The sequence below is a fragment of the Curtobacterium sp. MWU13-2055 genome (genome assembly GCF_023242305.1).
Classification (GTDB): domain Bacteria; phylum Actinomycetota; class Actinomycetes; order Actinomycetales; family Microbacteriaceae; genus Curtobacterium.
On the sequence record NZ_JALLIO010000001.1, the window covers coordinates 478637 to 502378 of the forward strand.

Annotated in this window: 24 protein-coding genes; 10 read left to right on the forward strand and 14 right to left on the reverse strand. The window is 71.3% G+C overall.

Features of this window, described 5'->3' with window-relative positions:
• Window positions 1-199: 199 nt before the first annotated feature.
• Complete coding sequence (locus tag M4960_RS02175; protein ID WP_123292872.1) at window positions 200-1663, reverse strand: peptide MFS transporter; 1464 nt, start codon at window positions 1661-1663, stop codon at window positions 200-202.
• A gap of 215 nt (window positions 1664-1878) precedes the next feature.
• Here M4960_RS02175 and M4960_RS02180 point away from each other — a divergent pair, with 215 nt between their 5' ends.
• Window positions 1879-4014 carry an acyl-CoA dehydrogenase gene (locus M4960_RS02180; protein ID WP_123292765.1) on the forward strand — a complete coding sequence of 712 codons (2136 nt, stop codon included), beginning with the start codon at window positions 1879-1881 and terminating at the stop codon, window positions 4012-4014.
• A 22-nt stretch (window positions 4015-4036) separates the two neighbouring features.
• Here M4960_RS02180 and csrA read toward each other — a convergent pair whose 3' ends face one another.
• The 13 genes from csrA to M4960_RS02245 form a co-directional block, all read right to left on the reverse strand.
• Complete coding sequence (gene csrA, locus M4960_RS02185) at window positions 4037-4312, reverse strand: carbon storage regulator CsrA (protein WP_123292764.1); 276 nt, start codon at window positions 4310-4312, stop codon at window positions 4037-4039.
• Between the two features lie 4 nt (window positions 4313-4316).
• Window positions 4317-5249 carry a hypothetical protein gene (locus M4960_RS02190; protein WP_248703335.1) on the reverse strand — a complete coding sequence of 311 codons (933 nt, stop codon included), beginning with the start codon at window positions 5247-5249 and terminating at the stop codon, window positions 4317-4319.
• Complete coding sequence (locus M4960_RS02195; protein ID WP_248703336.1) at window positions 5224-7278, reverse strand: flagellar biosynthesis protein FlhA; 2055 nt, start codon at window positions 7276-7278, stop codon at window positions 5224-5226. The genes M4960_RS02190 and M4960_RS02195 overlap by 26 nt, the downstream gene beginning before the upstream one ends.
• Window positions 7275-8468, reverse strand: a complete 1194-nt coding sequence (locus M4960_RS02200; RefSeq protein WP_123292761.1) for a flagellar biosynthesis protein FlhB — start codon at window positions 8466-8468, stop codon at window positions 7275-7277. Before M4960_RS02200 ends, M4960_RS02195 begins: the two co-directional genes overlap by 4 nt.
• A gap of 6 nt (window positions 8469-8474) precedes the next feature.
• Window positions 8475-9233: a flagellar biosynthetic protein FliR gene (locus M4960_RS02205; RefSeq protein WP_123339580.1), complete on the reverse strand. Its 759-nt coding sequence runs from the start codon at window positions 9231-9233 to the stop codon at window positions 8475-8477.
• Entirely contained in the window at window positions 9233-9508 is a 276-nt protein-coding gene (fliQ, locus tag M4960_RS02210) for a flagellar biosynthesis protein FliQ (RefSeq protein WP_111084131.1), read from the reverse strand. Before fliQ ends, M4960_RS02205 begins: the two co-directional genes overlap by 1 nt.
• A 9-nt stretch (window positions 9509-9517) precedes the next feature.
• A complete protein-coding gene (fliP, locus tag M4960_RS02215; protein ID WP_123339579.1) occupies window positions 9518-10336 on the reverse strand; it encodes a flagellar type III secretion system pore protein FliP in 819 nt (272 codons plus the stop codon).
• Window positions 10333-10872, reverse strand: a complete 540-nt coding sequence (locus M4960_RS02220) for a flagellar biosynthetic protein FliO (RefSeq protein ID WP_194673071.1) — start codon at window positions 10870-10872, stop codon at window positions 10333-10335. Before M4960_RS02220 ends, fliP begins: the two co-directional genes overlap by 4 nt.
• Before the next feature lie 7 nt (window positions 10873-10879).
• A complete protein-coding gene (gene fliN, locus M4960_RS02225; RefSeq protein WP_123292757.1) occupies window positions 10880-11584 on the reverse strand; it encodes a flagellar motor switch protein FliN in 705 nt (234 codons plus the stop codon).
• Entirely contained in the window at window positions 11584-12462 is an 879-nt protein-coding gene (locus M4960_RS02230; protein ID WP_123292756.1) for a flagellar motor switch protein FliM, read from the reverse strand. The genes fliN and M4960_RS02230 overlap by 1 nt, the downstream gene beginning before the upstream one ends.
• 88 nt (window positions 12463-12550) lie before the next feature.
• Entirely contained in the window at window positions 12551-13480 is a 930-nt protein-coding gene (locus tag M4960_RS02235; protein ID WP_248703337.1) for a flagellar motor protein MotB, read from the reverse strand.
• A 2-nt stretch (window positions 13481-13482) separates the two neighbouring features.
• The gene (locus M4960_RS02240; protein WP_248703338.1) at window positions 13483-14307 is read right to left on the reverse strand and encodes a motility protein A; all 825 of its coding nucleotides are present in this window, start codon (window positions 14305-14307) and stop codon (window positions 13483-13485) included.
• Window position 14308: 1 nt separating this feature from the next.
• Window positions 14309-14605, reverse strand: coding sequence for a flagellar FlbD family protein (locus M4960_RS02245; protein WP_173168532.1), 297 nt, complete (start codon window positions 14603-14605; stop codon window positions 14309-14311).
• Between the two features lie 128 nt (window positions 14606-14733).
• Between M4960_RS02245 and M4960_RS02250 the strand changes: the two genes are divergently transcribed.
• The 9 genes from M4960_RS02250 to M4960_RS02290 all read left to right on the forward strand — a co-directional run bounded on the left by M4960_RS02250 (window position 14734) and on the right by M4960_RS02290 (window position 23741).
• On the forward strand, window positions 14734-15813 hold the full coding sequence (locus M4960_RS02250; RefSeq protein WP_173168531.1) for a hypothetical protein: 1080 nt from the start codon (window positions 14734-14736) through the stop codon (window positions 15811-15813).
• Window positions 15814-15921: 108 nt separating this feature from the next.
• Window positions 15922-16761: a DUF4397 domain-containing protein gene (locus tag M4960_RS02255; RefSeq protein ID WP_131879985.1), complete on the forward strand. Its 840-nt coding sequence runs from the start codon at window positions 15922-15924 to the stop codon at window positions 16759-16761.
• Between the two features lie 50 nt (window positions 16762-16811).
• A complete protein-coding gene (locus M4960_RS19560; protein WP_248703339.1) occupies window positions 16812-17411 on the forward strand; it encodes a class F sortase in 600 nt (199 codons plus the stop codon).
• A 68-nt stretch (window positions 17412-17479) separates the two neighbouring features.
• Window positions 17480-18025 (forward strand): RNA polymerase sigma factor, encoded by a 546-nt coding sequence (locus M4960_RS02265; RefSeq protein WP_173168530.1) that lies wholly within the window; start codon window positions 17480-17482, stop codon window positions 18023-18025.
• Complete coding sequence (locus tag M4960_RS02270) at window positions 18022-18771, forward strand: anti-sigma factor domain-containing protein (RefSeq protein ID WP_173168529.1); 750 nt, start codon at window positions 18022-18024, stop codon at window positions 18769-18771. The genes M4960_RS02265 and M4960_RS02270 overlap by 4 nt, the downstream gene beginning before the upstream one ends.
• A 78-nt stretch (window positions 18772-18849) precedes the next feature.
• Window positions 18850-19857: a type IV toxin-antitoxin system AbiEi family antitoxin domain-containing protein gene (locus tag M4960_RS02275; protein WP_173168528.1), complete on the forward strand. Its 1008-nt coding sequence runs from the start codon at window positions 18850-18852 to the stop codon at window positions 19855-19857.
• Complete coding sequence (locus tag M4960_RS02280; RefSeq protein ID WP_131846862.1) at window positions 19854-20759, forward strand: nucleotidyl transferase AbiEii/AbiGii toxin family protein; 906 nt, start codon at window positions 19854-19856, stop codon at window positions 20757-20759. Before M4960_RS02275 ends, M4960_RS02280 begins: the two co-directional genes overlap by 4 nt.
• 120 nt (window positions 20760-20879) lie before the next feature.
• Window positions 20880-22448 (forward strand): UDP-N-acetylglucosamine 1-carboxyvinyltransferase, encoded by a 1569-nt coding sequence (locus M4960_RS02285; protein ID WP_248703340.1) that lies wholly within the window; start codon window positions 20880-20882, stop codon window positions 22446-22448.
• A gap of 147 nt (window positions 22449-22595) precedes the next feature.
• The gene (locus M4960_RS02290) at window positions 22596-23741 is read left to right on the forward strand and encodes a DUF475 domain-containing protein (protein ID WP_248703341.1); all 1146 of its coding nucleotides are present in this window, start codon (window positions 22596-22598) and stop codon (window positions 23739-23741) included.
• Window position 23742: the final 1 nt, after the last annotated feature.

Genomic DNA, 23742 nt, shown 5'->3' on the forward strand with positions numbered 1-23742 from the left:
CAGCGGGCTCAGTACTCTTCGGAGCCGCTCTTCATCATGGCGGCGACCGCCATGCAGCAGCCCACACCACCGAGGACGCCGATGCCGATGATGATGCCGGCGATGAGTTCGAGCATGGGGTGACTCCTTGGTTGCTTCGGCCGTGTGGCTTCCCTCAGGTTAGCGGATACCGCGACGGTTCAGCGGATGCCGCGACGGATCAACGGATGCCGCGCATGAGCTTCAGCACCGGCTTGGCCAGGACGAGCAGGACCACGCCGACCGCGACGGCGACGAGACCGAGCACGGCGAAGTACGGCGCCTCGTTCGCCGGGTCGTAGTACTGCGACAGCACTCCGGTGACCGCGGTGCCGAGAGACACCGACAGGAAGAACAGCGCGACCATCTGCGTCTGGAACTTCGGCGGCGCGAGCTTCGTGGCGACGGACTGGCCGACGGGTGACAGCAGCAGCTCGGCGAGCGTGAAGACGAGCAGGATGCCGACCAGGGCGAGCAGCGGCGTGCCGTTCTGGCCCGAGCCGACGAAGGGCAGGAACAGCAGGAACGCGACGCCCATGATGCCGGTGCCCAGGCCGAACTTCGTCGGGGTGGACGGCTGTCGGTCGCCGAGCTTGGTCCAGAGCGCCGCGAAGACCCCGGACAGCACGATGATGAAGACCGGGTTGATCGACTGCACCCACGAGACCGGCATCTCCCACCCGAAGAGCGAGCGGTTCAGTCGCTCGTCGGAGTAGACCGTGACGACGGTGAACTGCTGCTGGTAGAGCGACCAGAACACGGCGCTGCCGATGAAGAGCGGGATGAACGCGAACACCCGCGAGCGCTCCTGCGCCGTGATGCCGCTCGTCAGGATGACGACGAAGTACCCGATCGTGGCGAGGATCACGATCGCGACGACCACGGTGGGCAGGTTGCCGACGTTCAGCAGCCCGGTCAGGACGGCGACCGCGATCACGACCAGGGCGACGACGACCCCGACGCCGATCAGCGGCAGGCGTCGGCGGTCGACGGGGTTCGTGACGTGGCGGACCGTATCGGGCAGGTTCTTCCGACGGATGGCGTACTGGACCAGGCCGGCTGCCATGCCGACGGCGGCGAGCCCGAAGCCGTAGTGGAAGCCGAGCGAGCTCTGCAGCAGGCCGGTCAGGAGCGGCCCGAAGAACGCACCGAGGTTGACGCCGAGGTAGTACAGCGAGAACCCGGCGTCACGGCGGGGGTCGTCGCGGCTGTAGAGCCCACCGACGATCGTCGTGGCGGTTGCCTTGAGTCCGCCGGACCCGAGCGCGATGAGCACGAGCCCGACGCCCACGCCGGCCACCCCGGGGATGAGCGCCAGGGCGATGTGGCCGAGCATGACGACGATCGCGCTGCCGAACAGTGTGCGGTCGGCACCGAGCAGCCGGTCGGCGATCCACGCGCCGATGATCGTGAACAGGTACACGGCGCCGCCGTACGCGCCCATGATCCCGGTCGCGATGCCCTTGTCGATCCCCAGGCCGCCCTGCGTGACCGTGTAGTACATGTAGATCAGGACGATGCCCTGCATGCCGTAGAACGAGAAGCGCTCCCAGAGCTCCACCGCGAAGGGCGTCGACAGCTCGAACGGCTGTCCGAAGAAGGTGCGTTTGGGCTTGGGATCGTGTCCCGTGGTGGAGCCTGACATGTCGGCCAGTCTGCCCCGCGCGCCGGTGGCGCGCACAATCGTTGATGGGTGCTCATCAAATCGATCGACGCGTGCAGTTGGAGGGTTCCCACCATCGTGGTCGGTCCGTGCCGGGCAGCGTTGTGCGGCCTGCACGGCGTTCCGCCGGCTCCCGGCGGCGGTGTCTAGCGTGGGGAGCGCAACACCGGACACCGCAGTTCAGGAGGACTCCGACCATGGTCGACACCGCATCCGCGCAGCACACCGGCACGCCCACGGCGAAGCACGACGCCGGCGTGAACCCGGGCACGAACGCCAGCGAGAACTCGGGCAAGAACACGAGCAAGCACACGAGCGACAACGCGGGCAAGCCCACCGACATCCGCATCGACGTCGACATGGTCGAGACCCTCCTGCTCGGCCGCTGGGCCGAGGACCGCCGGATCTCCCGCCGCCTCGTGCTCGACCCCGCACTGCACAAGACCGAGGGACTCGGCACCATCGAGCACCGTGCCCGCGCGTTCGAGCAGCTGCAGATCCTGGTCGACGCCGGAGCCATCCAGCGCCCGTACCCGCCCGAGCTCGGCGGTCAGGACAACCACGGCGGCAACCTGGCGGCGTTCGAGGAGATCACCACCGCCGACCCGTCGTTGCAGATCAAGGCCGGCGTGCAGTGGGGCCTGTTCGGCTCCGCGGTGCACCACCTCGGGACCGCACGGAACCACGAGGAGTTCCTGCCCGGCATCATAGGGTTCGACGTTCCCGGCTGCTTCGCCATGACCGAGACCGGCCACGGTTCGGACGTGCAGAACATCGCCACGTCGGCGACCTACGACCCCGCCACGCAGGAGTTCGTCGTGCACACGCCGTTCCGCGGGGCGTGGAAGGACTACATCGGCAACGCGGCCCTGCACGGCAAGGCGGCCGTCGTCTTCGCGAAGCTCGTCACCCAGGGCGTCGACCACGGCGTGCACGCGTTCTACGTGCCGCTCCGTGACGACGACGGCGCGTTCCTGCCGGGCGTCGGCGGCGAGGACGACGGCGTCAAGGGCGGCCTGAACGGCATCGACAACGGCCGGCTGCACTTCGACCACGTCCGCGTTCCCCGCACGAATCTACTGAACCGCTACGGCGACGTCGCCGAGGACGGCACCTACAGCTCGCCGATCGACTCGCCCGGACGCCGTTTCTTCACGATGCTCGGCACCCTGGTGCAGGGCCGCGTGTCGCTCGACGGTGCCGCGGTCGTCGCCCAGAAGATCGGGCTGCAGATCGCCCTGACGTACGCGATGCAGCGCCGGCAGTTCCCGACGGCGGGCGGTGTCGAGGGCGTCCTGCTCGACTACGGCCGGCACCAGCGCCGACTGATCCCCCGTCTGGCGACGGTGTTCGCGCAGTCGTTCGCGCACGAGCAGCTGCTCCGCACCTTCGACGACGTGTTCAGCGGGCGTGCCGACACCCCGGAGCGCCGCGAGGACCTGGAGACCCAGGCCGCCGCGTTCAAGTCACTGTCGACGTGGTCCGCGCTCGACACCCTGCAGGAGTGCCGTGAGGCCTGCGGCGGCGCGGGCTTCCTCGCCGAGAACCGCCTGACGAGCCTGCGCGCCGACCTCGACGTCTACGTGACGTTCGAGGGCGACAACACCGTCCTGCTGCAGCTCGTCGGCAAGCGTTTGCTCACCGACTTCCGGAAGCGCGCGCCGCGCGACGCCGCGTCGACCGCGAAGTTCGTCGCCTCGCAGGTGGGCGCGAAGCTCGCGGACGCCTCGGGCCTCCGCCGCCTGGGCCAGACCGTCGCCGACCGCGGGTCGCTCGCCGCGAGCGTCACGGACCTGCACGACCCCGCCACGCAGCGCGCGCTGCTCGCCGGCCGCGTGGACACCATGGTCACCGAGATCGGGCTCCGGCTGAACACCGCCGGCAAGGACCGCGCCCGCCAGGCCGTCCTCCTGAACCGGTCGCAGCACGAGCTGATCGAGGCTGCGCGCGCCCACGCGGAACTCATGCAGTGGGACGCCTTCACCGAGGGGCTCGACGCGGTCCCCGAGGGCGACACCCGCCGGGTCCTCGTGTGGCTGCGCGACCTGTTCGCGCTCGGGCTGCTCGAGCAGCACCTCGACTGGTACCTGGTGCACGGGCGTCTGAGCGCGCAGCGTGCCCGTGCGGTGTCGGCGTCGATCGACCGGCTCGTGGCGCGGCTCCGTCCGGTGGTCCCGCAGCTCATCGAGACCTTCGGCTACGAGCCCGGCCACGTGCGGGCGCCGATCGCGCTCGGCGAGGAGCAGGCGCGCCAGGACGAGGCCCGGGCGTGGTTCGCCGCCGAGGCGGCAGCCGGACGACTCCCCGAACAGGAGAAGAAGCCCAGGCGCTAGCGACGAGCTCCGGCGCCAGCGACTACTCGGTCGGGTCCGTCGGCTGGGCGGACCCGCCGAGCGCGGCACGCAGCCGTGCCTCGGCGTCGTCACCGGAGGCACCGGTCGCGCCGGCAGCCGCAGCGGCCTCGGCGTTCGCCTCGGCGACCGCGCGCACGACCTCTTCACGCTGGATCTTCACCCCGCGTGGTGCGTCGATGCCGATCCGGACGCCGTCGCCCCGGGCGTCGAGGACCGTGATGACGATGTCGTCACCGACGAGGATCCGCTCGCCGACCTTCCGCGTGAGTACCAGCACCCGCTCAGCCTAGCGACAGGACGGGGACCCCCAGCAGGTCGACGGACTCCGGCGTGGCGGTCTCGCCCGCGCCGATCGCGACGACACCGGCCACCGGCAGCCGTGCGGCCACCGCGGACACCATCGCCGCGGTGTCCTCGGGCTTCCGTCCGACGTCGACGACCACCCAGACCTGGTCGGCCTCGATCCCTTCGCCGGTCGCGCGGTCGTCCCACGCGGCGACGGCGAGCACCGCGTGGCCGTCGCGCACGCCGTCGGCGCGGGCGAGGATGGCGGACCGCCGGTCGGCGGCGTCCGTCGGCCGCAGCGCGTGCCGGACGGCGAACAGCCCGGCCGCGGCGTCGACGTCGTTCGCCCGGCCGACCAGCAGGACCAGGTCACCGTCAGCAGACCGCACTGCGGAGACAGCAGACCGCGCGGCAGGGGCCGTGGGCCGGGCCACGCGCACGGCGGGCGCGACGTCGGGGACGGTGGCCGGGCCTCCTGGCAGGGTGTCGGTGACGGCCTGGAGGCGCGGGTCGACGTCCGCAGGCCCGTCCGCTCCGGGCAGTGCGCGCGTCGGGCGCGGGGCGCTCCCCGTGATCCCGTCCGCCACGAAGCCGTCGAGCACCGACGCGAACGCGTCGGCACGCGTGGCCTGGGTGCCGTCACCGCGCGCGATGCGGGCCTCGGCCGCGTCGGCGTCGGCGAGCAGCGCCGCGATGCCGATCCGCTGGACGGGTGAGTCGGCGATCACGACGCGTGCGGTCGGGGTCTCCCCCGGTTCCGGCACCTCGACGGTGGCCTCGACGTGGGCCTTGCGGAACAGCCCGCCGATGCCCGGCGTGGTGACCCGCTCGGCGGCGACGATCCTCGCGCCCGCGCCGAACTCGGTCCGGACGGCGTCGCGGACCTCGTCGAGCGTCGCGCCGTTACGCTGCAATCGGGTCGGCGGCACGGACAACTCCCACGGTCTCGATGGTGGAGCCCGCGGCGGTGGCCTCCTGGTACGACAGCACCGGGAGCCCGTTCGACTGGGCGGCGACCATGCGGTGCACGGCCGGGCGGAGCTGCGGGGCGCAGACCAGGACGGCGGACAGGCCCTGGTCCTCGATGCTGCGCACGGCATCGCGGACGGAGCCCAGGACCTGCTCGATGCGGTGGGCGTCGAGGACGATCTGGCTGCCCTGTTCGGATGGCCGCAGCCCCTCGAGCATCGACTGCTCGAGCAGCGGGTCGATCATGATGACGCGCAGGGTGCCCTGGTCGGTGTACCGGGCGGCGAGGGCGGGGCCGAGTGCGGCGCGGGCGGCCTCGACCAGCCCGTCGGGGTCGGTGGAGGCCTTGGCGCGCAGGGTCAGCGCCTCGCAGATCCGCCCGAGGTCGTTGATCGGCACGCGTTCGGCGAGCAGGCCCTGCAGCACGCGCTGGAGTTCGGCCATCGAGAGCATGCCCGGCACGAGTTCCTCGACCGCGGCGGGGTTGACCTGCTTGACGCCCTCGGTCAGGACCTTGACGTCCTCGCGGGTGAGCAGGCGAGCGGCGTTGTCGCCGATGACGGCCTGCAGGTGCGTGACGAGCACGGACACCCGGTCGATCACGGTGGCGCCGGTCATCTCGGCGGCGTGCCGGAGTTCGGCGGGCACCCACTTGCCGGTCAGGCCGAACACCGGCTCGACCGTCGAGGTGCCCGGCAGCCCGTCGAGGTGGTCGCCGAGCGCCAGGACGCTGCGCGCCGGGGCGGTGCCGCGGCCGGCCTCGACGCCGGCGATCCGGATGGCGTAGGTCGACGGCGGCAGGTCGATGCTGTCGCGGGTGCGGACCGGCGGCACGACGATGCCCATGTCGACCGCGATCTTGCGACGGAGGGCACGGACCCGGCCGAGCAGGTCGTCGGAGGCGCCGGACACCATGTCGACCAGGTCGGGCGCCAGCAGGATCTCGAGGGCGTGCACGCGCATCTGCTCGATGAGGTCCTCGGGGGTGTCGCCGGAGGGAGCGGCGGCCTCGAGGGCCTGCTGCTCGGCGGCGGCCGACTCGGCGTTCGCGGCGTTCCGGCCGATGCGCCACGCGGTGAACAGCAGGGTCGCACCGACGAGCAGGAAGGGCAGGATCGGCATGCCGGGGATGAACCCCATCGCGATCGCGGCGACGCCGGCGATCATCAGGGCGTTGCGCGACTGCGAGAGCTGGGTGGCGGCCGACGCACCCATCTCGGACTCCGCGCCCGAGCGCGTGACGATCATGCCGGTGGAGACCGCCATGAGCAGGGCCGGGATCTGCGTGACGAGGCCGTCGCCGATCGTCAGGATGCCGTACTTCGACAGGGCGTCGGTGGCGGACAGCCCGTTCTGCAGCATGCCGATCGCGATGCCGCCGATCAGGTTGATGATGATGATCAGGATGCCGGCGATCGCGTCGCCCTTGACGAACTTCGAGGCGCCGTCCATCGCGCCGTAGAAGTCCGCCTCGGCGGAGACCGCGGCGCGGCGGTCCTTCGCCTGCTGGTCGGTGATGAGCCCCGCGTTCAGGTCGGCGTCGATCGCCATCTGCTTGCCGGGCATGGCGTCGAGGGTGAACCGTGCCCCGACCTCGGCGACGCGCTCGGCACCCTTCGTCACGACGACGAACTGGATGACGATGAGGATCAGGAAGATCACCGCGCCGATGATGATCGACCCGGACACGGCGACGTGGCCGAACGCCTGGATGACGTCGCCGGCGAAGCCCTCGCCGAGCACGAGCCGGGTCGACGCCACGTTCAGGCCGAGGCGGAACAGCGTCGCGACGAGCAGCAGCGACGGGAACACCGAGAAGTCGAGCGGCTTCTTCACGAACAGCGTCGTGAGCAGGATCACCAGCGCCAGCAGGATGTTGATGATGATCAGGAAGTCGAGCAGGAACGACGGCACCGGCAGGATCAGCAGCAGGATGATGCCGACGATGAACACCGGGACGACGAGCTTCGGCAGGTCCTTGCGGTTCATGCGGGGAGTCCTTCGGTCGGGGTCTCGGCGATGCGCGGTGCGCGGAGCTTGCGGGGGCGGAGGTCACCGGTCAACGTGGCCGGGTCGATGACGCTCGCCACCTCGTCGGGCGTGGTCGGCCTCGGTGGTGCGTGGGTGCCGGCCGCTGCACCGCGGGCCTTCAGGGCCATCACGAACGACAGCACCCGGGCGACCGGCGTGTACAGGTCGACGGGGATCTCGTGCCCGAGCTCGCACGCGGCGTGCAGCGCGCGGGTGAGCGGGACGTCGCGCACGATCGGCACACGGTCCTCCTCCGCCCGGGCACGGATGACGTCGGCGACGGGCCCGGCGCCCTTCGCGACCACCCGCGGTGCGGCCTTGCCCGGCTCGTACTTGAGCGCGACGGCGTAGTGGGTCGGGTTCGTCATGACGACGTCAGCGGTGCCGACCGCCTGGATCATCCGGTTGCGGCTCATCGCGAGCTGGCGGGAGCGGCGCTGACCCTTGACGAGCGGGTCGCCGTCGCTCTTCTTCTGCTCGTCCTTGACCTCGCGCTTGGTCATCATGGTGCGCTTGCGGTTGCGGCGGATGACCACGAGCACGTCGATCGCGGCGAGGACGAGCCCGGCGGCGATCGCGGCGCGGAGCAGGGTGCCCGCGCCGTCCGCTGCGGCCTCGAGCACGGCGGACAACGGCAGCGAGCCGCTGGTCATGAGCACGGGCATCAGGCCCTGCACGGCGAACCAGAGCACGAGGCCGACGACGGTGGTCTTCAGCAGCGCCTTCGCCCCGTTCCAGAGCGCCTGGACGCCGAACACGCGCTTCAGGCCCGCGATGGGGTCGAAGTGCGACGCCTCGGGCGCGAGCTTGCGGATGTGCACCCCGCCCTGCGCGACGGCGGCCGCGGTGACGGCGACGAGCACCACCGCGAGCATCGGGCCGAGGGTCGCGCCGACGCTGGCCATCGCGTCGCCGAACACGTGGTTCATGGTGCCGATCGTCGGGTTCGCGATGACGGACTGCACGGCGACGAGCTGTGCCGTGCCTGCGGCTGCCGCGTTGCCGATCATCGACGGCACCATGAGGGCGACGACGGCGATGCCGATCCACGCACCGAGGTCCTGGGACCGGCCGAGCTGGCCCTTCCGGTGGACCTCCTGCATGCGCTTCTGGGTGGCCTTCTCGGACTTCTCACCGCTGTCGGACACGGCGCCTCACCCCCGTCCCGTGATCGCCTGGACGGCGTCGCCGGTCAGCGACGACACCACCGAGGGCAGGGCCATGAAGAGCGCTCCGGCGAACAGGACGGTCAGCCCGATCTTGATCGGGAACCCCATCTGGAACGCGTTGAGGGCCGGTGCGACGCGGGTGAGCAGCCCGAGGCCGACGTCCGCCAGGAACAGCACGACCACCAGCGGTCCGGCGATCTGCAGCGTCGCCAGGAACATCTGCGACATCGCCGCCACGAGCAGGTGGGCCAGACCGTCGACCGCGAAGCTGCCGGTGAGCGGCACGGCATCGAAGGAGCGCACGAGCCCACCGACGATGAGCTGGTACCCGCCCGAGGTGAACAGGAGCGCGAGTGCCGCCATCTGGAACAGCCGGGTGAACTGGGCGCCGTTGACCTGCGACTGCGGGTCGAACGCCTGCGCGAGCGTGAACCCGCCGAACAGGTCGATGAGCGCACCGGCGGACTGCACCGCGGCGAACACCAGGAACACCAGGAAGCCGAGCGACAGCCCGACGACGAGCTGGGTGAGCAGCGCGAGCAGGAAGGGCCCGGTGTCGAGCGACTCGTAGCCGACGGCGACGCGCGGGGCGACGCCGATCGCCAGGCCGAGCCCGAGGATCACCTTCACGGTGCCGGGGAACGCCCGGTACGAGAACGGCGGCGCGATGACGAAGAACGCGACGAGCCGGACGCCGGCGAGCATGGTCGCCTCCAGACGGTCGGCGTTGATCGCGAGCTCCATCAGCCGCTGCCGAGGAGCTTCGGGATCATGTCGAAGGCGACGTGCGTGAACGCCACCATCTCCGAGATCATCCAGTTGCCGCAGACGACCAGGGCGATCGCGACGGCGACGGCCTTCGGCACGAACGAGAGCGTGACCTCCTGGATCTGGGTCACGGACTGGAACAGCGAGATCGCGAACCCGACGACGAGCGACGTGACGAGCACCGGAGCGGCGAGCTTGCCCGCAACCAGGAGCGCCTGGAGGACCAGGTCGATGACGGCCTGCTGGTTCATGCCCGCCCCCTAGACAACGTGGTAGCTCTCGATGAGCGACGTGATGATGAGGCCCCAGCCGTCGACCAGGACGAAGAGCAGGATCTTGAAGGGCAGCGAGATCATGACCGGCGGGAGCATCATCATGCCCATCGACATGAGCGCCGCCGAGACGACGAGGTCGATCACCAGGAACGGGATGAAGATGACGAACCCGATGATGAACGCGCTGCGGAGCTCCGAGATGATGAACGCCGGGATGACGGTCGTCATCGGCACGTCGGCCATCGACTTCGGGTTGTCGAGCCCTGCGGCGCGGGTGATCAGGGCGACGTCCTCGTCACGGGTCTGGTGGAGCATGAAGGTCCGCAAGGGTTTCGTGCCGATCTCGACGGCCTGGTTGAAGTCGAGGTGGCCGGCCAGGTAGGGCTGCAGGGCGTCGTCGTTGATGTGCCCGAGCACCGGCGCCATCACAAACAGCGACAGGAACAGCGCCAGGCCCGCGATCACCTGGTTCGGCGGGATCGACTGCAGGCCCAGGGCGTTCCGGGTCATCGCGAGGACGACGAAGATCTTCGTGAACGACGTCATCATGAGCATGAGCGCCGGGGCGACGCTGAGCAGCGTGATGCCGATGAGCGTCACGACGGCCGACGACGGGGTGCCGTCCGGGCCGTTCACGCTGACGCTGAAGTCGCCGTTCGCGGGAGCGGTCGGCGTCGCGGGGGCGGTGGGTTCGACGACGCCGGCGGCGTGGGCACCGGTCGCGGTGAGCATGAGGAAACCGGCGACGACCGCCAGCCCGAGCAGGACGAGTGCGGCGGTGCGTCCGGTGCGGACCGCGGTCACCCGGCGCGCCGGTTCCGCAGGGCGGCGGCCGCCTGCCGCCAGGTGTCGACCGACAGGATCGAGCCCTGCAGCTGCTGCGCGGTCGGCACCGTGGTGCGCTGCGGACGACGGTTGCGCGGGCGCATCGGCAGGGGCTGCGCCGTCGCTTCCGTTCGGTCGGACGGGAGGCCCGTGGGGGCGTCCGCCTGCAGCGCCAGTTCCTGACCGAACACGTCGGCCGACGGGGCGGGCCGCACGGGCAGCTGCACGGGTCCGGTCACGATGGTGAGCTCCGGAGCGGGCGCCTGCCCGCTCGTCAACAGGCTGACGCCCTGCTCGGAGACCCCGAGCACCAGGCGCTCCCCCTCGACGTCCACCACCACGACGCTCGCCTTGCCGCCGAGGCCCTGGCGACCGACGACCTCGACGGTCGCCGCACGGCGCCCGGAGGTCTTGCCGGCGAAGCGCTTCTTGCTGGCACGGTGCAGCACCCACATGAGGGCGAGCACGACGCCGAGCGACAGCGCGACGCGGAGCGTGATGAGGAGGGTGTCCACGCGGGGCTCAGAGGGATTCGGCGACGTCGAGGATGCGGGTGATCCGGACGGCGTAGTCCTGGTCGACGACGACGACCTCGCCGTGCGCGATGAGGCGACCGTTCAGCAGGACGTCGGCGGGCGCACCGGCGCTGCGGTCGAGTTCGACGACCGCGCCGGGCTCCATGCCGAGCACGTCACGGACCGACATGCGGGTGCGACCGATCTCCACGGTCAGGGTCATCTCGACGTTGTTGATGCGGCCGAGGTTGCCGGCGGGCACCCCGACGGGCGCGGCGGCGGAGACCGTGCCGTGCTCGCGCACCCGGATGCCGAACCAGCCGCTCGGGACACCACCGGCGGTCAGCTCGAACACCACCGTGTCGGGGTCGGCCAGCAGCGCCGCCGCCGACTCGCGGCTCGCCTCGCCGAGGACCCCCACGCCGAGCACGGACGCGGCGGCCTCGAGCGACGGACGCAGCACGTCGGTGACGGCCACGATCCCGTGGTCGGTGCCGCCGGCAGCGATCACGGCCTCGAGGTCGGTGAGCACGAGGGCCAGATCGGCCGACAGGCCGCCGACGAACGACGCGACCACGGCGTCGGTCGCCGCTTCGAGCACGACCGGGGTCGCGCCTCCCGGCAGCAGCAACGCACCCAGCGGGACGGCCGTCGGGAGCTGCGCCGCGAGCGACTCGGCCGCGGTGGTCTGGAGGGTGGTCGTTTCGGTCATCAGTGCTGCTCCGTGCTCGTGGTGGTGACGACGATGCCGGCGAGGCGCGAGCCGTTCGCGCCGACCGCGGCGGTGCCGACGGGTTCACCGTCGACCGCGATGGTGAGGGGGCGGTGCTGCGGGTGCGGCAGCGGCAGGACGTCGCCGACCGCGAGCCGGAGCACCTGCGTGGGCAGGACCGTCGCCGGGGCGAAGCGCAGGCTGACGCCGACGGGGACGCCCGCGAGCTGCGCGTCGAGCAGGGCCTGGGCGTCGGCGGGAGACACGTGCGCGGCGGCCTCGCCGAGCTGCGGCAGCACGGCCTCGGCGGGCAGCGCGAGCGTGCCGGGGGCGACGCGGTCGCCGACGCGGATCGAGAACGCCGCGACGATCATCAGGTCGCCCTTCTGGGCGGCCTGGGCGAACTGCGAGTTGAACTGGAAGCCACCAGCCGTGACGTCGTGCGCGAGCAACCCGCCGAACGAGTAGCGGAGATCGTCGAGGGCGTCCTCGACGATCTTGCGCACGAGGGCCTGCTCGATGGGCGTGAAGGTGCGCTCCGGGGTCGGCAGCGGCTTCGACGCGCCGAGGGCGTGCGAGACCCAGGTCAGCGCGGCGTCGAGCGGGACCTGCAGGACGCCCTTCGGGACGACGTCCGCGATCGGCAGCAGCACCATGCCGGTGAGCGCGGGCAGCGAGGCGGCGTACTCGTCGTACGTCACCATCTGCACCTGCTCGCAGGTGACCTGGCTCACGGCGCGCACCTTCGCGGTGAGCTGCGTGCCCCACTGCCGCGCGAAGGTCTCGAACGCGAGCTCGAGGACCCGGGCGTGCTCGCGGGCGAGCGTCGACGGGCGCGCGAAGTCGTACACCTCGGGCGCTGGCAGGGTCTCGGTCACGGGTGCGTCTATCGGTCGCCTGTGCGGCACCCGTCAGTGCTGTACCCCGTACTGGGGATGCGGGGTCTCCAGCCCCGTCGGCCGTGCGTCAGCCCTGGCGTGCTCCGTCCTGCGCCTTCGCCAGTGCCGGCATCAGCGCGCTGACGTCCTGGTCGGCGTTCGACAGGACCACGATGTCGACCCGTCGGTTCAGGGCGAGGTCCTGGTCGGTGCCGCCCTTCGCGAGCGGCCGGCTCGACCCGAAGCCGACGCTCTGCACGTGGTCGCCCGGCATCCCGCCACGCTCGACGAGGTCGCGCAGCACCCCCGTCGCCCGAGCGGCGCTGAGCTCCCAGTTGGTGGCGTACGGTGCCGTCGAGTTCCGCTGGTCGGCGTGCCCCTCGACGCTGACGTCGTGGTGGCTCGTCTGCAGGACCGGGGCGATCGCGTCCATGATCGACTTCGCCTGGTCGGACAGGTCGGCGCTGTTCGTGCCGAAGTAGGTCTCACTGCCGACGAGGCGGACGATCAGGCCACGGGCGTCGACGGTGAACTGCACGTTCGCGGTCTGGCCGGCCTTCGCGAGGTTCTGCTTGATCGCCTGCTCGATCGCCGTGAGGTCGTCGAGCTCCTTCTGGGCGTCGGCGAGGTCCTGCTTCGTCGCGGTCACCGGCACGACGGTCGACGCGGGGTCGACGTTGGTGTCCTTCGTGCCGGACGACGCCGTCGAGTGGTCGGCCTGCGACTTGTCGGTGGAGTACCCGGAACCGTCCTCCACCTGGTCCTTCGTCACCACCGTGCCGCTGGCGGTGTCGACCTTCTGCGACTTCACCTCGCCGAAGCCGGTCGCCAGGGAGTTCTTCAGGGCGATGTACTTCTCCTGGTCGACCGTCGACATGGCGAACAGCACCAGGAACATGCACATCAGCACCGTGATCATGTCCATGTACGACGCCATCCAGCGCTCGTCGGGGTGCTCGGCGTCGTCGTGGCCCTTCTTCGCACGACTGCGGCCGCGGCCACGGGGGTTGGCGCTCATCGTCAGGCCGCCAGTTGCTGGTCGTCGGCGTCGGCGTCTTGCTTGTTCTTACCGGCCTTGCCCTTCGAGGTGTCGGTGCGCGCTGCCGGCGGCACCATCGCCTTGAGGCGTTCACCGAGCAGGCGCGGCTGGCTGCCGGCCTGGACCGCGAGCAGCCCTTCCATCAGGAGCGTCTGGCGGTCCGACTCGAGCTGTGCGAGCTTCCGGAGCTTGCCGCCGATCGGCAGCCACATGAAGTTCGCGGTGAGCAGGCCCCACAGGGTCGCGACGAACGCACTCGCGATGAGGGGGCCGAGCTCGTCGGGCTTGCCGAGGTTCGCGAGCACGTGGGTCAGGGACACGACGGTGCCGATGATGCCGACCGTCGGGGCGAAGCCGCCGAGTCCCATGAAGAACGCACTCGCACTGCGCGTGGGGGCCGCGTTCGACTCGATCTCGTCCTCGAGCAGGATCCGCAGCTCGTCACCGTCGGTGCCGTCCGCGATGTTCTGCAACGCCTTCTTCATGAACGGGTCGTCGTGCTTGTCGGCCTCCTGCTCGAGGGCGAGCAGACCGTTCGACCGAGCCGTCTCCGCCAGGCCCACGACGTCGTCGATGACCGACTGTGGCGGCGTGACCTTGCCGGTGAACGCCTTCGGGACGGCCTTGAAGCTCGCGATGGCGTCCTTCAGCGTGGTGCTCGCGATCCCGCAGCCGATGGTGGCACCGAACACGAGCAGCATCGGCGCGGGCAGGAACAGCCCGGCGAGCTCGACGTGCTCCATCTCGACCATGCCGAACAGGGCGCCGAAGGCGAGCAGGATGCCGACGATCGTTGCGATGTCCACGTCAGCGACCCCCGTCCAGCGCGCGACCGTGCTGCGTGGAGCGGAGCGCGGCGACCGGGGCGAGTGTGGGCTGCGAACCGGTGTTCGTGCGGGGGGCCTGGTCGGTGCCGTAGGCCATCCCGACGATGCGGGCGCGGTACGCGGCGATCAGGTCGATGACGTCGGCCATCGACTCCCGCACGATGTACTTCGCGCCGTCGACCATGATGAGCGTCGTGTCCGGCGTCTCCTGGATGCGCTCCACGAGATCGGGGTTCACAGCGAATCCGCTGCCGTTCAGTCGTGTGACGACGATCATGGCCCGTCCTGGTTCTCGATCGTCCCGCCGCCGTCCGTGGGGCGGGATGCGGGCCCGTCCGTGGGCCTGCACGGAGGACTATCGGCGGGTGCGACGGGTGCGTTAGCGGCCGTCACTAGCCTGGTTCGGTGATCGATGCCTCGGACCTGCTCGCCCACCCGCGTGGCCGGCGCTTCTGCCTGGAGCTCGTCAGCGGTGTGCAGGACCCCGCCGACCCGGCCGCCCTGCAGCTCGGCGACCTGCTCTTCTGGGCGGAGCACCACCTCGGCGTCGAACGCGGCGACGACCGAACGCTCTTCGGCATCGGTGGTGCGGTCGGACCCGAGCCGGCTCCGGACCTGGCAGCGGTGGCGAGCGCACTCGCGGCGGTGCCCCTGCCGTCCGTGGGCGAGGACGATGTCGTCGTCGCGCTCGAGTCGACTGCGGACAGCGCGCTGTGGTGGCAGCAACCCGATGCGCTGGACGCGCTCCTCGCCCGGACGGAACTGCAGGCCGCGCTCCGGCGGCTCGCTCGGTGGGCGGTCGACAGCCCGGTCGTGCGCCGGCTCTTCGACCCGCAGGGCGGAGCATGGAGCGTCGAGTTCGACGAGGGCGACCAGGCCCGTCGTCCGAGCGCGGAGGCGGCACTGGCCGACTGGGCGCTGGAGCTGCGTGACGAGATCTCCGAGGGAAGTCCGGGGGTGGCCAGCGGGGTGTGGTGGACGACCCCGCCGTGGCCGCTCGCGCAGCACACGCGAGCGCCGTTCCCGTCCGCCGGGCCGCTGGCGCTCTGGGCGGTCGAGGACTCCTTCGGGCAGGAACGTGCCGTCGTCTCGGCCGTGCCCGCCGATTTCACGGCGCGCGTGTGCACCGTCGACGGTCCCGCCGACTGGGCCGCGCTGTGCCGACGCTGGCCGCTCGACGTGACGGGGACGACCCGACGGAACGACTGGGCCGTGGCGACCGGACGGCAGGGCGACTGGGTGCAGCCGGACTGGTCCGCGGTGGCCACCGAGTACGACGTCGTGCACCTGACCGTCGCGGGCTGGTTCCGCACGTCCGGGCTCACCGTGCCGGTCGACGGCAGCCGCGCGAGCGTCGTCGCAGGGTGGACGCCGGACTCCGCGTACCGGCTCACCGACCGGGGAGCCGGGGACGAGGCCGTCACGGGCGATCCGGAGACCTGGTCGCGCCCGGGCAACGCAGGGGTCTGGCGCCGTCTCAGCTGATCCCCAGGAAATCGCTGCATCCGATCGGGGTGCTCCGGCGGTAGTGGGGGTACGACGTCGATGACGACGCCGTCCGCTCCGGCCCGGACCGGCCCGAAGGAGAACGCCATGCGCAAGACACTCGTCACCGGCCTGAGCGCCGGTGTGCTGTTCGCGGCCGCCGCGGTCGTACTGCCCGCCACCGCCGCGACCGCCGCCACCGGTGAGGCGACACTCTCGGTCCTCCACGCCGTCCCGGACGTCACCGTGGACGTGTACCTCGACGGGAAGCGGGCGATCGACGACTTCACTCCCGGCACCCTCGCCGGTCCGATGATGGTGCCGGCAGGTGCACACCAACTCGCCATCACCGCCTCGGACGCCGCCGACGCGTCGAAGCCGATCATCGGACCGGCGGACGTCTCGTTCGACGCGGGCGGCAACTACACCGCGGTCGCACACGACGCGGCGGACGGATCACCGACCGCCACGGTGTTCACCAACGACACCTCCGCCGTGCCCGCCGGCCAGGGGCGTCTCGTCGTCCGGCACGTCGCGGCCGCACCCGCGGTCGACGTCCTCGCCGGCGGGAAGGCCGTCGTCACGAACCTGTCGAACCCGGACGAGCAGGCACTGGAACTGGCGGCCGGCACGGTCTCGGCGACCGTCGCCGCGACCGGGACGACCGACCCCGTGATCGGCCCGGCAGACGTCGCGGTCACGGCCGGCGCCGACACCATCGTGTACGCGTGGGGCAGCCTGGACGACTCGAACCTCGCGCTCGCCACGCAGACGATCTCGGACCTCGGTGGCACGCCGAACGGTGTCCCCGCCGGCAACGCGGGTCTGGTGGCCACGAACGGTCAGGACTCCCTGCCGCTCGTCGGTGGTGCAGCAGCGGCCCTGGCCGCAGCCGCCGCGATCGGTGCCGTGCTGCTCCGTCGACGCACCGCAGCGGCCCGCCGCTGAACGTGCGGTTCCCAGTGCGGTCCGTCACGGTGACGGCCATCGTCGTCGCCGTGGCGGTCGCATCCCTGACCGGGTGCTCGTCGGCCGGACACGCCCCCGACGGGCAGCCGCCCGCCCTGCCGACGAGCACCCCCACTCCGGTCCCGACGGCGTTCTCGACCGCGGTGCCGCAGCAGGCAGCCACCATCCCCCCGGTCCGGCGCGCACCGGCTCCGACCGGCATCGTCGTCGACCACGACGGCATCAGCGCCCCCGTCCAGCCCGAGGGCGTCGACGGCAGCGGGGCGATGGGCCTCCCGCCCGACCCCGCGACCGCCGGGTGGTACCGGTTCGGCCCAGCGCCGTCGTCACCGGAGGGCACCGTCGTGATCGCCGCCCACGTCGACGCCGTCGGGTACGGTATCGGACCCTTCGCCCGGCTCCGGGACGTCCCCCGCGGGACGACGGTCACCCTCACCGACGCTGCCGGTGCCGACACCCGGTGGCGGATCGACTCCGTCAGCACGCTCGAGAAGCAGGGCCTCCCCTGGGGAGACGTGTTCCGCGACGACGGACCGCGCCGACTCGTCCTGGTCACGTGCGGCGGCCGGTTCGACACGAGCACCGGACACTACGAGAGCAACCTCGTCGTCACCGCGGCACCGATCTGACCGAGGCGACCGACGGCCGCTTACGATCAGGTCGTGGTCGACGACGACCGCACCAGCGACAGGAAGACGTGACGACCATCCTCCCGGACGACGGCGAACTCTCCGACGCGTTCAGCGCCGGGGGCGAGTACGGCCTGCGCGCCGTCTACGAACGCTGGTCGTCGCTCGTGTACTCCTTGGCCCTGCGGGCGCTGTCGGACCCGGCAGCCGCGGAGGACGTCACGCAGCAGGTCTTCGTGAAGGCCTGGCAGCGGAGCGCCAGCTACGACCCTGCCAGGGGTCCGCTCGGCGCCTGGCTGGTCGGCATCACCCGCAACTGCATCGTCGACGCCCTGAACGATCGCCGTCGGCACGCCAGCGCAGCCGACCCCGAAGTCGTCGAAGCGACGACGCCCGCACCGGAACCGGCGTTCGACCTGGCGGAGCGCGCACTGGTCGCGGGCGAGCTCGACCGACTCGACGAGACACCGAGACGAGTGATGCGACTGGCGTTCTACGACGACCTCAGCCATCGTGAGATCGCCGAACGGCTCGACCTGCCGCTGGGCACCGTGAAGAGCCACATCCACCGGAGTCTGGCTCGGCTCCGAACACGTCTGGAGGTGATCGAATGAAGCACGTCGACGACGAGACCCTGGCGATGCTCGCGGTCTCCGACCAGGTGGCTGAGGACGACGTCGCCGAACACCTGGCGTCCTGCGCCCGGTGCCGCGACGAGGTCGCCGTGCTGCAGCGGGTCGCCGCCGTCACGCGGGCGTCCGACGACCTCGAGCTCATCGCGCCACCGGACCACGTGTGGGACCGGATCGCGGCCGAGATCGCGCAGACGCCGCAGCAGGTGACCGCCCCCGTCGACCCGCGGTCCCACGTCGTGTCCCGTCGACCCCGGTCGGCCACGCGTCTTCGTCGTCTCGTGACGGTCCTGATCGCGGGTGCCGGCGTCCTCGCGGTCGTCCTGGGCATCGGCGTGGCGACCGGCGTCGTCCCCGGGTTGCCCCGTGGGGGCACCGAGACCGTCCTCGCGAACACCGAACTCGCGGCGCTCCCCGGCTGGTCCGGCACGTCCGGTACCGCCGAACTCGAACGCGACCGGGACGGGCGGGTGACGCTCGTGATCGACCTGCACGGTGAACGCGGTCGATCCGGTACCGGTCCGCTCCGCGAGGTCTGGATGATGCGGTCCGACCTCGCCGGCCTGGTGAGCGTCGGCTACCTGGACGGCGACCGCGGCACCTTCACCGTGCCCGCCGACCTGGACACCGCGCGGTTCCCCGTGGTCGACGTCTCCGCCGAAGCGGACGACGGCGACCCGGCGCACTCCGGCGACTCGATCGTGCGCGGGACGCTGACCGATCCCTGAGCAACAGACGCAACGCCGGCTGATCGCGTGCCGACAATCAACTGCCACATTTGTTGCATTTCCGCTTACAATTGCGCCATGTCCGCATCAACCGAGAGCAAGCTCGCCGGCCTCGCAGCCGGGCAGTGGGGCATGCTCACTGCCGCGCAAGCCACCGAAGCGGGTGTCGCGCGGAGCACGCTGCTGCGACGAGAGCAGACCGGTGCGCTCGAACGCATGCGTCACGGCGTGTACCGCCTGCCTGGCGCTCCCGTCGACCCCGCAGACGACATCCGCGCCGCGTGGCTCGCCTCGGATCCCTCGACCATCGGGCGTGACCGACTGGACGACCCCGACGTCACCGTCGGTGGAGCAGCGGCCGCGGCGGTACACGGCATCGGCGACCTCTCCCCTGCCCCGTACCTGCTCTACACGTCGACGCGGCGGCGCACTCGACACGATGACGTCCGCTACAGCACACGCCCCGTGCCAGCCGAAGACGTGATGATCCTGGACGGTCTCCCCGTCACGACACGCGAGCGCACGATCGCCGACCTGCTCGACGAGCCCGGCGCTGACATCTCGACCGTCGCGGACGCACTGCGCGACGCAGAGCTCTCGGGCGCCGATGTCGACGTGCAGTCCTTGATCGAGCACCTGGATCCGATGGCGAAGGGTCTCGGCCTCGACGACGGTGCCGCCCTGTACCAGCGCCTCCGCTCCCTGACGCAGGTGGACGAGGTCCGGCTGCGGGACCTCATCGCGCACACGGACATCGTCGAGCAGGTGGACGCCGCGGTGGAGGCTCACCTGCGAGAGGCACTCGAGGCCGTGACGGCGCAGATCGACCGGCAGACGCGCACCGTCATCGAGCCGGTGCTCCGTTCCGAAGCAGTCGAGACGCCGACGGCGCAGTCAGGGCGTCCCTCCCGGATCGGGGTGCCGAAGGTCGTACTCCCGCCGGGCCTCCTGCCGAAGACCACGCTGCCTCCGTCGACGCTCGCGCTGATCGACCAGATCGCTCAGAAGTCGGCGCGACCGTCCGGCGCGAGGCGCGACGGTACGTCCAATCCGACCACCCAGCCCGAGGAGACCGACGAACGGTGAGCAAGCCAGAGCACTACGCGACCCCGCTGGCCACGATGCAGGCGATCACAGCCGCCGCGCGCGCTGCGTCGCCGGCGATGGGCCTGCGGGTGAGTGACCTTCGGAGCTACCTCGTTTTCGACCGGTTCCTGGTCCGGGTGTTCCGCGATCCGCGGCATGCGTTCATCCTGAAGGGTGGCACGAGGATGCTCGCGTTCATCCCGACCGCACGCGCCACGGTCGACGTGGACCTGGAGACCACGCTCGGCCTCGACGACGCCGTGAAGCACCTCTCCGACCTCGTCAGTGTGGACATCGGCGATCGCCTCCGTTTCCGACTCGTGTCCCGTTCGGACGGCGGTGGCGACGACCAGCCCAACCTGTCGGTGGCTCGCCTGGCGTTCCGCGCCGACGAGACGCGGGAGGTGGTGAAGATCGACCTCGCGGTGCACGCGCGGGCTGGTGCCGCGACCGTCGTCGCCGCTCCGGCTTTCCGTGTCCCCCTGACCCGATCCGTGGAGTCCGTCGACTACCTCATGATCGCGATCGAGCAGCAGATCGCCGACAAGGCCGCTGCGATGATGGAGACGCGGCACGTGGGCGGGGACGGCCGCTCCTCGCGAGCGAAGGACCTCGTCGATCTCGCCCTGATCGCGGTGCATCTGCCCTGCGGCGCGCGTGCACTCCGCGGTGCGGTCGCGTGGCAGGTGGGCGAGCGAGGAATCGAGCCATTCGTCGCGGTCGACGCCTCTGATGCGATCCAGCGCGGGTACCGGAAGGCGGCGCAGCGTGCGGTGGGTCTCACTGAGGACTGGCGAGAAGCGGAGTCGCTGGCGAACGGGATGCTGGGTCCCGCGCTGGACGGCTCGGTGACCGAAGGTCGGTGGGATCCAGAGCTGAAGGCCTGGGTCCCGCTCCGCTGATGGCGTCGGACAGTCGCCCTGTCCCCCGAATTCTCAGCTGTGACGTATTCGAGACCTCGGGGCGCGCAACGGGTGTCGTTCTCCAGTCCTTTTATCTCATGAGCGTGTTACGTTGGCGCCATGTCCGACACCACCACCGTCGTCTCGCCGGTCACTCCGGCATCCGCCGCCCCGCTCCGCGAGGTCGGTGCCCTCATCCGGGGCGCCCGCAAGGGCCGCAGCATGACCCAGGCGCAGCTCGCCGAACGCGTAGGCACCAGCCAGAGCGCGATCAACCGCATCGAACAGGGCGGGCAGAACCTGTCCCTCGAGATGCTCACCCGCATCAGCGACGCCCTCGACCAGCAGATCGTCTCGATCGGCGGCGCCCCGCAGCGTGCCCACCTGCGCGTGCAGGGCGGCCGGAAGCTCAGCGGCTCCATCGCCGTCAACTCGAGCAAGAACGCCGCCGTCGCGCTGCTCTGCGCCTCGCTCCTCAACCGCGGCGTCACCCGCCTGCACAAGGTCGCCCGGATCGTCGAGGTCGACCGGATCATCGACGTCCTCCGCAGCCTCGGCGCGAGCGTCACGTGGTCCGAGGACGGCGAGACCCTCGAGATCGTCGCCCCGTCCGACCTGCACCTCGACGCGATCGACGCCGACGCCGCCCGCCGCACCCGCAGCGTCCTGATGTTCCTCGGCCCGCTCAGCGGCCGGTACGAGTCCTTCCGGCTCCCCTACGCCGGTGGCTGCGACCTCGGCACCCGCACGGTCGAACCGCACCTCATCGCGCTGCGCCCCTTCGGCGTCGACGTCGAGGCGACCTCCGGCTGGTACGAGGTCGGCGTCGCGAACCAGGACGTCCCCGCGAAGTCCGTCGTCCTCACCGAGCGCGGCGACACCGTCACCGAGAACGCGATCCTCGCCGCGGCCGCCCGCGACGGCGAGACCGTCATCCGCAACGCCAGCCCCAACTACATGGTGCAGGACCTCTGCTTCTTCCTCGAGCTGCTCGGGGTGCAGGTCGAGGGCATCGGCACCACGACGCTCCGCATCACCGGCAAGAGCCGCATCGACGAGGTCGTGGACTACTGGCCGAGCGAGGACCCGGTCGAGGCGATGAGCCTGCTGACCGCCGGCATCGTCACCGACTCCACGCTCACCGTCACCCGGGCGCCGATCGAGTTCCTCGAGATCGAGCTCGCGACCCTGGCTGAGATGGGCCTGCGGTTCGACGTCACCGACGAGTACCCGGCAGCGAACGGCCGCACCCGCCTGGTCGACATCACCGTGCACCCGTCCGAGCTGCACGCCCCGATCGACAAGATCCACGCGATGCCGTTCCCCGGGCTGAACATCGACAACCTGCCGTTCTTCGTGGTCATCGCCGCGATGGCCGAGGGCACCACGCTCGTGCACGACTGGGTGTACGAGGGCCGGGCGATCCACCTGCTCGACCTGACCCGTCTCGGCGCGAGCGTCACCCTGCGCGACCCGCACCGCCTCGACGTCACCGGTCCGACGCACTTCTCCGGTGCCGAGATCAGCTGCCCGCCGGCCCTCCGCCCCGCGGTGGTCATCCTGCTGGCGATGCTCGCGGCGAAGGGCGAGAGCGTCCTGCGCAACGTGGGCATCATCGCCCGCGGCTACGAGCAGCTGCAGGAGCGCCTGAACTCCCTCGGCGCGTCCATCGAGACGTTCCACGACTGAGGCGACCGCCTGCCCGCGTGACCCGACGGCCCGTCCCCGCAAGTGGGGACGGGCCGTCACCCGTTCTGCGCGGATCGACCCGCGCCTCCAGGCTGATGCGCAGGAGCGCTCCACCACCCACCCAGGCGACCAGTGCTGGATGGGGTGATGGCCACGAGATCGCTCTTGACCGTCCCCCTGTTCATCACCGCCGCGGCCGCCGCGGCGGCCTGGTTCGTCCTCGGCCCCGCCGCCGCCCTGGCGTTCGTCGCGCTCGCGCTCCTCGAGATCGCGATGGCCGCCGACTCGTCGGTGCCGATGGCCGGCATCGCCGGACGGCTGCACTCCCCCGCCCGACGGCTGTTCCTGTCGCTCGGGATCGTCGCGGGCGTCCTCGCGATGCGGCTGCTCCTGCCGCCGGCGGCGGTCGCGGTCGGCGACGCGACCGACCCCGCGAGCTCCGTGCAGGAAGCCGTCTTCGCCCCCGGCTCGTTCTCGGCGCACCTCGCCGAGGTGCGACCCGCCCTCGCCGCCTTCGGCGCCGCCTTCATCTGGCTCGTGTTCGCCGAGTACCTGTTCAACACCGACCGCGCGTCACGCAGGTCCTGGCTGGGCCGCCTGGAGGCCCGGCTCGCCGCCGTCGCGCGTCCTCGCGTCTGGTCGCTGGTCACCGCTGCGACGGGGGTCGCCGTCACGGCCGTCCTCGTCGGCGTCGACCGCGCGTGGTCGCCGGGAGCCCTGCTGCCGGTCGTGCTCGGCGGCGCGGCGGGCATCGTCGCGTACCTCGGGTCGAAGCGCGTCGCCGCCTGGGCGCTCGACGGGGTCGGCTCGGACACCGCGTCGATCGGCGTCGGGCGGGGTGCCTGGCGGATCCACGCCTACGCGTCGACGGTGGTGTTCGAGCGGGGGCTCGTGGTGTTCATGCTGTTCGAGATCCTGGACGGCGTGTACAGCCTGTCGGGGTCCGGAACCCTCGGCGCCGACGGCCTCGGAGCGCTCGAACAGGCGGCGGTCGCGGTGGCGGCGATCGGTGTCGGTGCCGTGTTCCTGGCGCGGTTGACCTCGCGGTTGGACGAGGCCGCGGGGCTGAAGCGGCTGCGGTACCTGAAGGCCGGGGCGGCGTACGTGCTCGGGGTGCTCGCGGTGCTGCTGTGGGCGAGCCTGCTCGTGCCGATCCCGGGGGTCGTCGTCGCCTGGTTCGGCAGCGTGGTGATCGGTTCGGCGCTCGCGAGCTCGTTGCCGTGGCGGGCGTGGTGGCGTCGCGTGGCGCGGGGATCTGCGAGGTCGCGCAGCAGCAGCGGTCTCGCTCCGTGAG

Coding starts and splice junctions, on each gene's coding strand:
- M4960_RS02235 (WP_248703337.1), bottom strand. CDS start 13,480: ATGAGCGCCAACCCCCGTGGCCGCGGCCGCAGTCGTGCGAAGAAGGGC.
- M4960_RS02245 (WP_173168532.1), bottom strand. CDS start 14,605: ATGATCGTCGTCACACGACTGAACGGCAGCGGATTCGCTGTGAACCCC.
- fliQ (WP_111084131.1), bottom strand. CDS start 9,508: ATGAACCAGCAGGCCGTCATCGACCTGGTCCTCCAGGCGCTCCTGGTT.
- M4960_RS02195 (WP_248703336.1), bottom strand. CDS start 7,278: ATGAACCGCAAGGACCTGCCGAAGCTCGTCGTCCCGGTGTTCATCGTC.
- M4960_RS02175 (WP_123292872.1), bottom strand. CDS start 1,663: ATGTCAGGCTCCACCACGGGACACGATCCCAAGCCCAAACGCACCTTC.
- M4960_RS02255 (WP_131879985.1), top strand. CDS start 15,922: ATGCGCAAGACACTCGTCACCGGCCTGAGCGCCGGTGTGCTGTTCGCG.
- M4960_RS02205 (WP_123339580.1), bottom strand. CDS start 9,233: ATGGAGCTCGCGATCAACGCCGACCGTCTGGAGGCGACCATGCTCGCC.
- M4960_RS02285 (WP_248703340.1), top strand. CDS start 20,880: ATGTCCGACACCACCACCGTCGTCTCGCCGGTCACTCCGGCATCCGCC.
- M4960_RS02275 (WP_173168528.1), top strand. CDS start 18,850: ATGTCCGCATCAACCGAGAGCAAGCTCGCCGGCCTCGCAGCCGGGCAG.
- M4960_RS02270 (WP_173168529.1), top strand. CDS start 18,022: ATGAAGCACGTCGACGACGAGACCCTGGCGATGCTCGCGGTCTCCGAC.
- fliN (WP_123292757.1), bottom strand. CDS start 11,584: ATGACCGAAACGACCACCCTCCAGACCACCGCGGCCGAGTCGCTCGCG.
- M4960_RS02180 (WP_123292765.1), top strand. CDS start 1,879: ATGGTCGACACCGCATCCGCGCAGCACACCGGCACGCCCACGGCGAAG.
- M4960_RS02290 (WP_248703341.1), top strand. CDS start 22,596: ATGGCCACGAGATCGCTCTTGACCGTCCCCCTGTTCATCACCGCCGCG.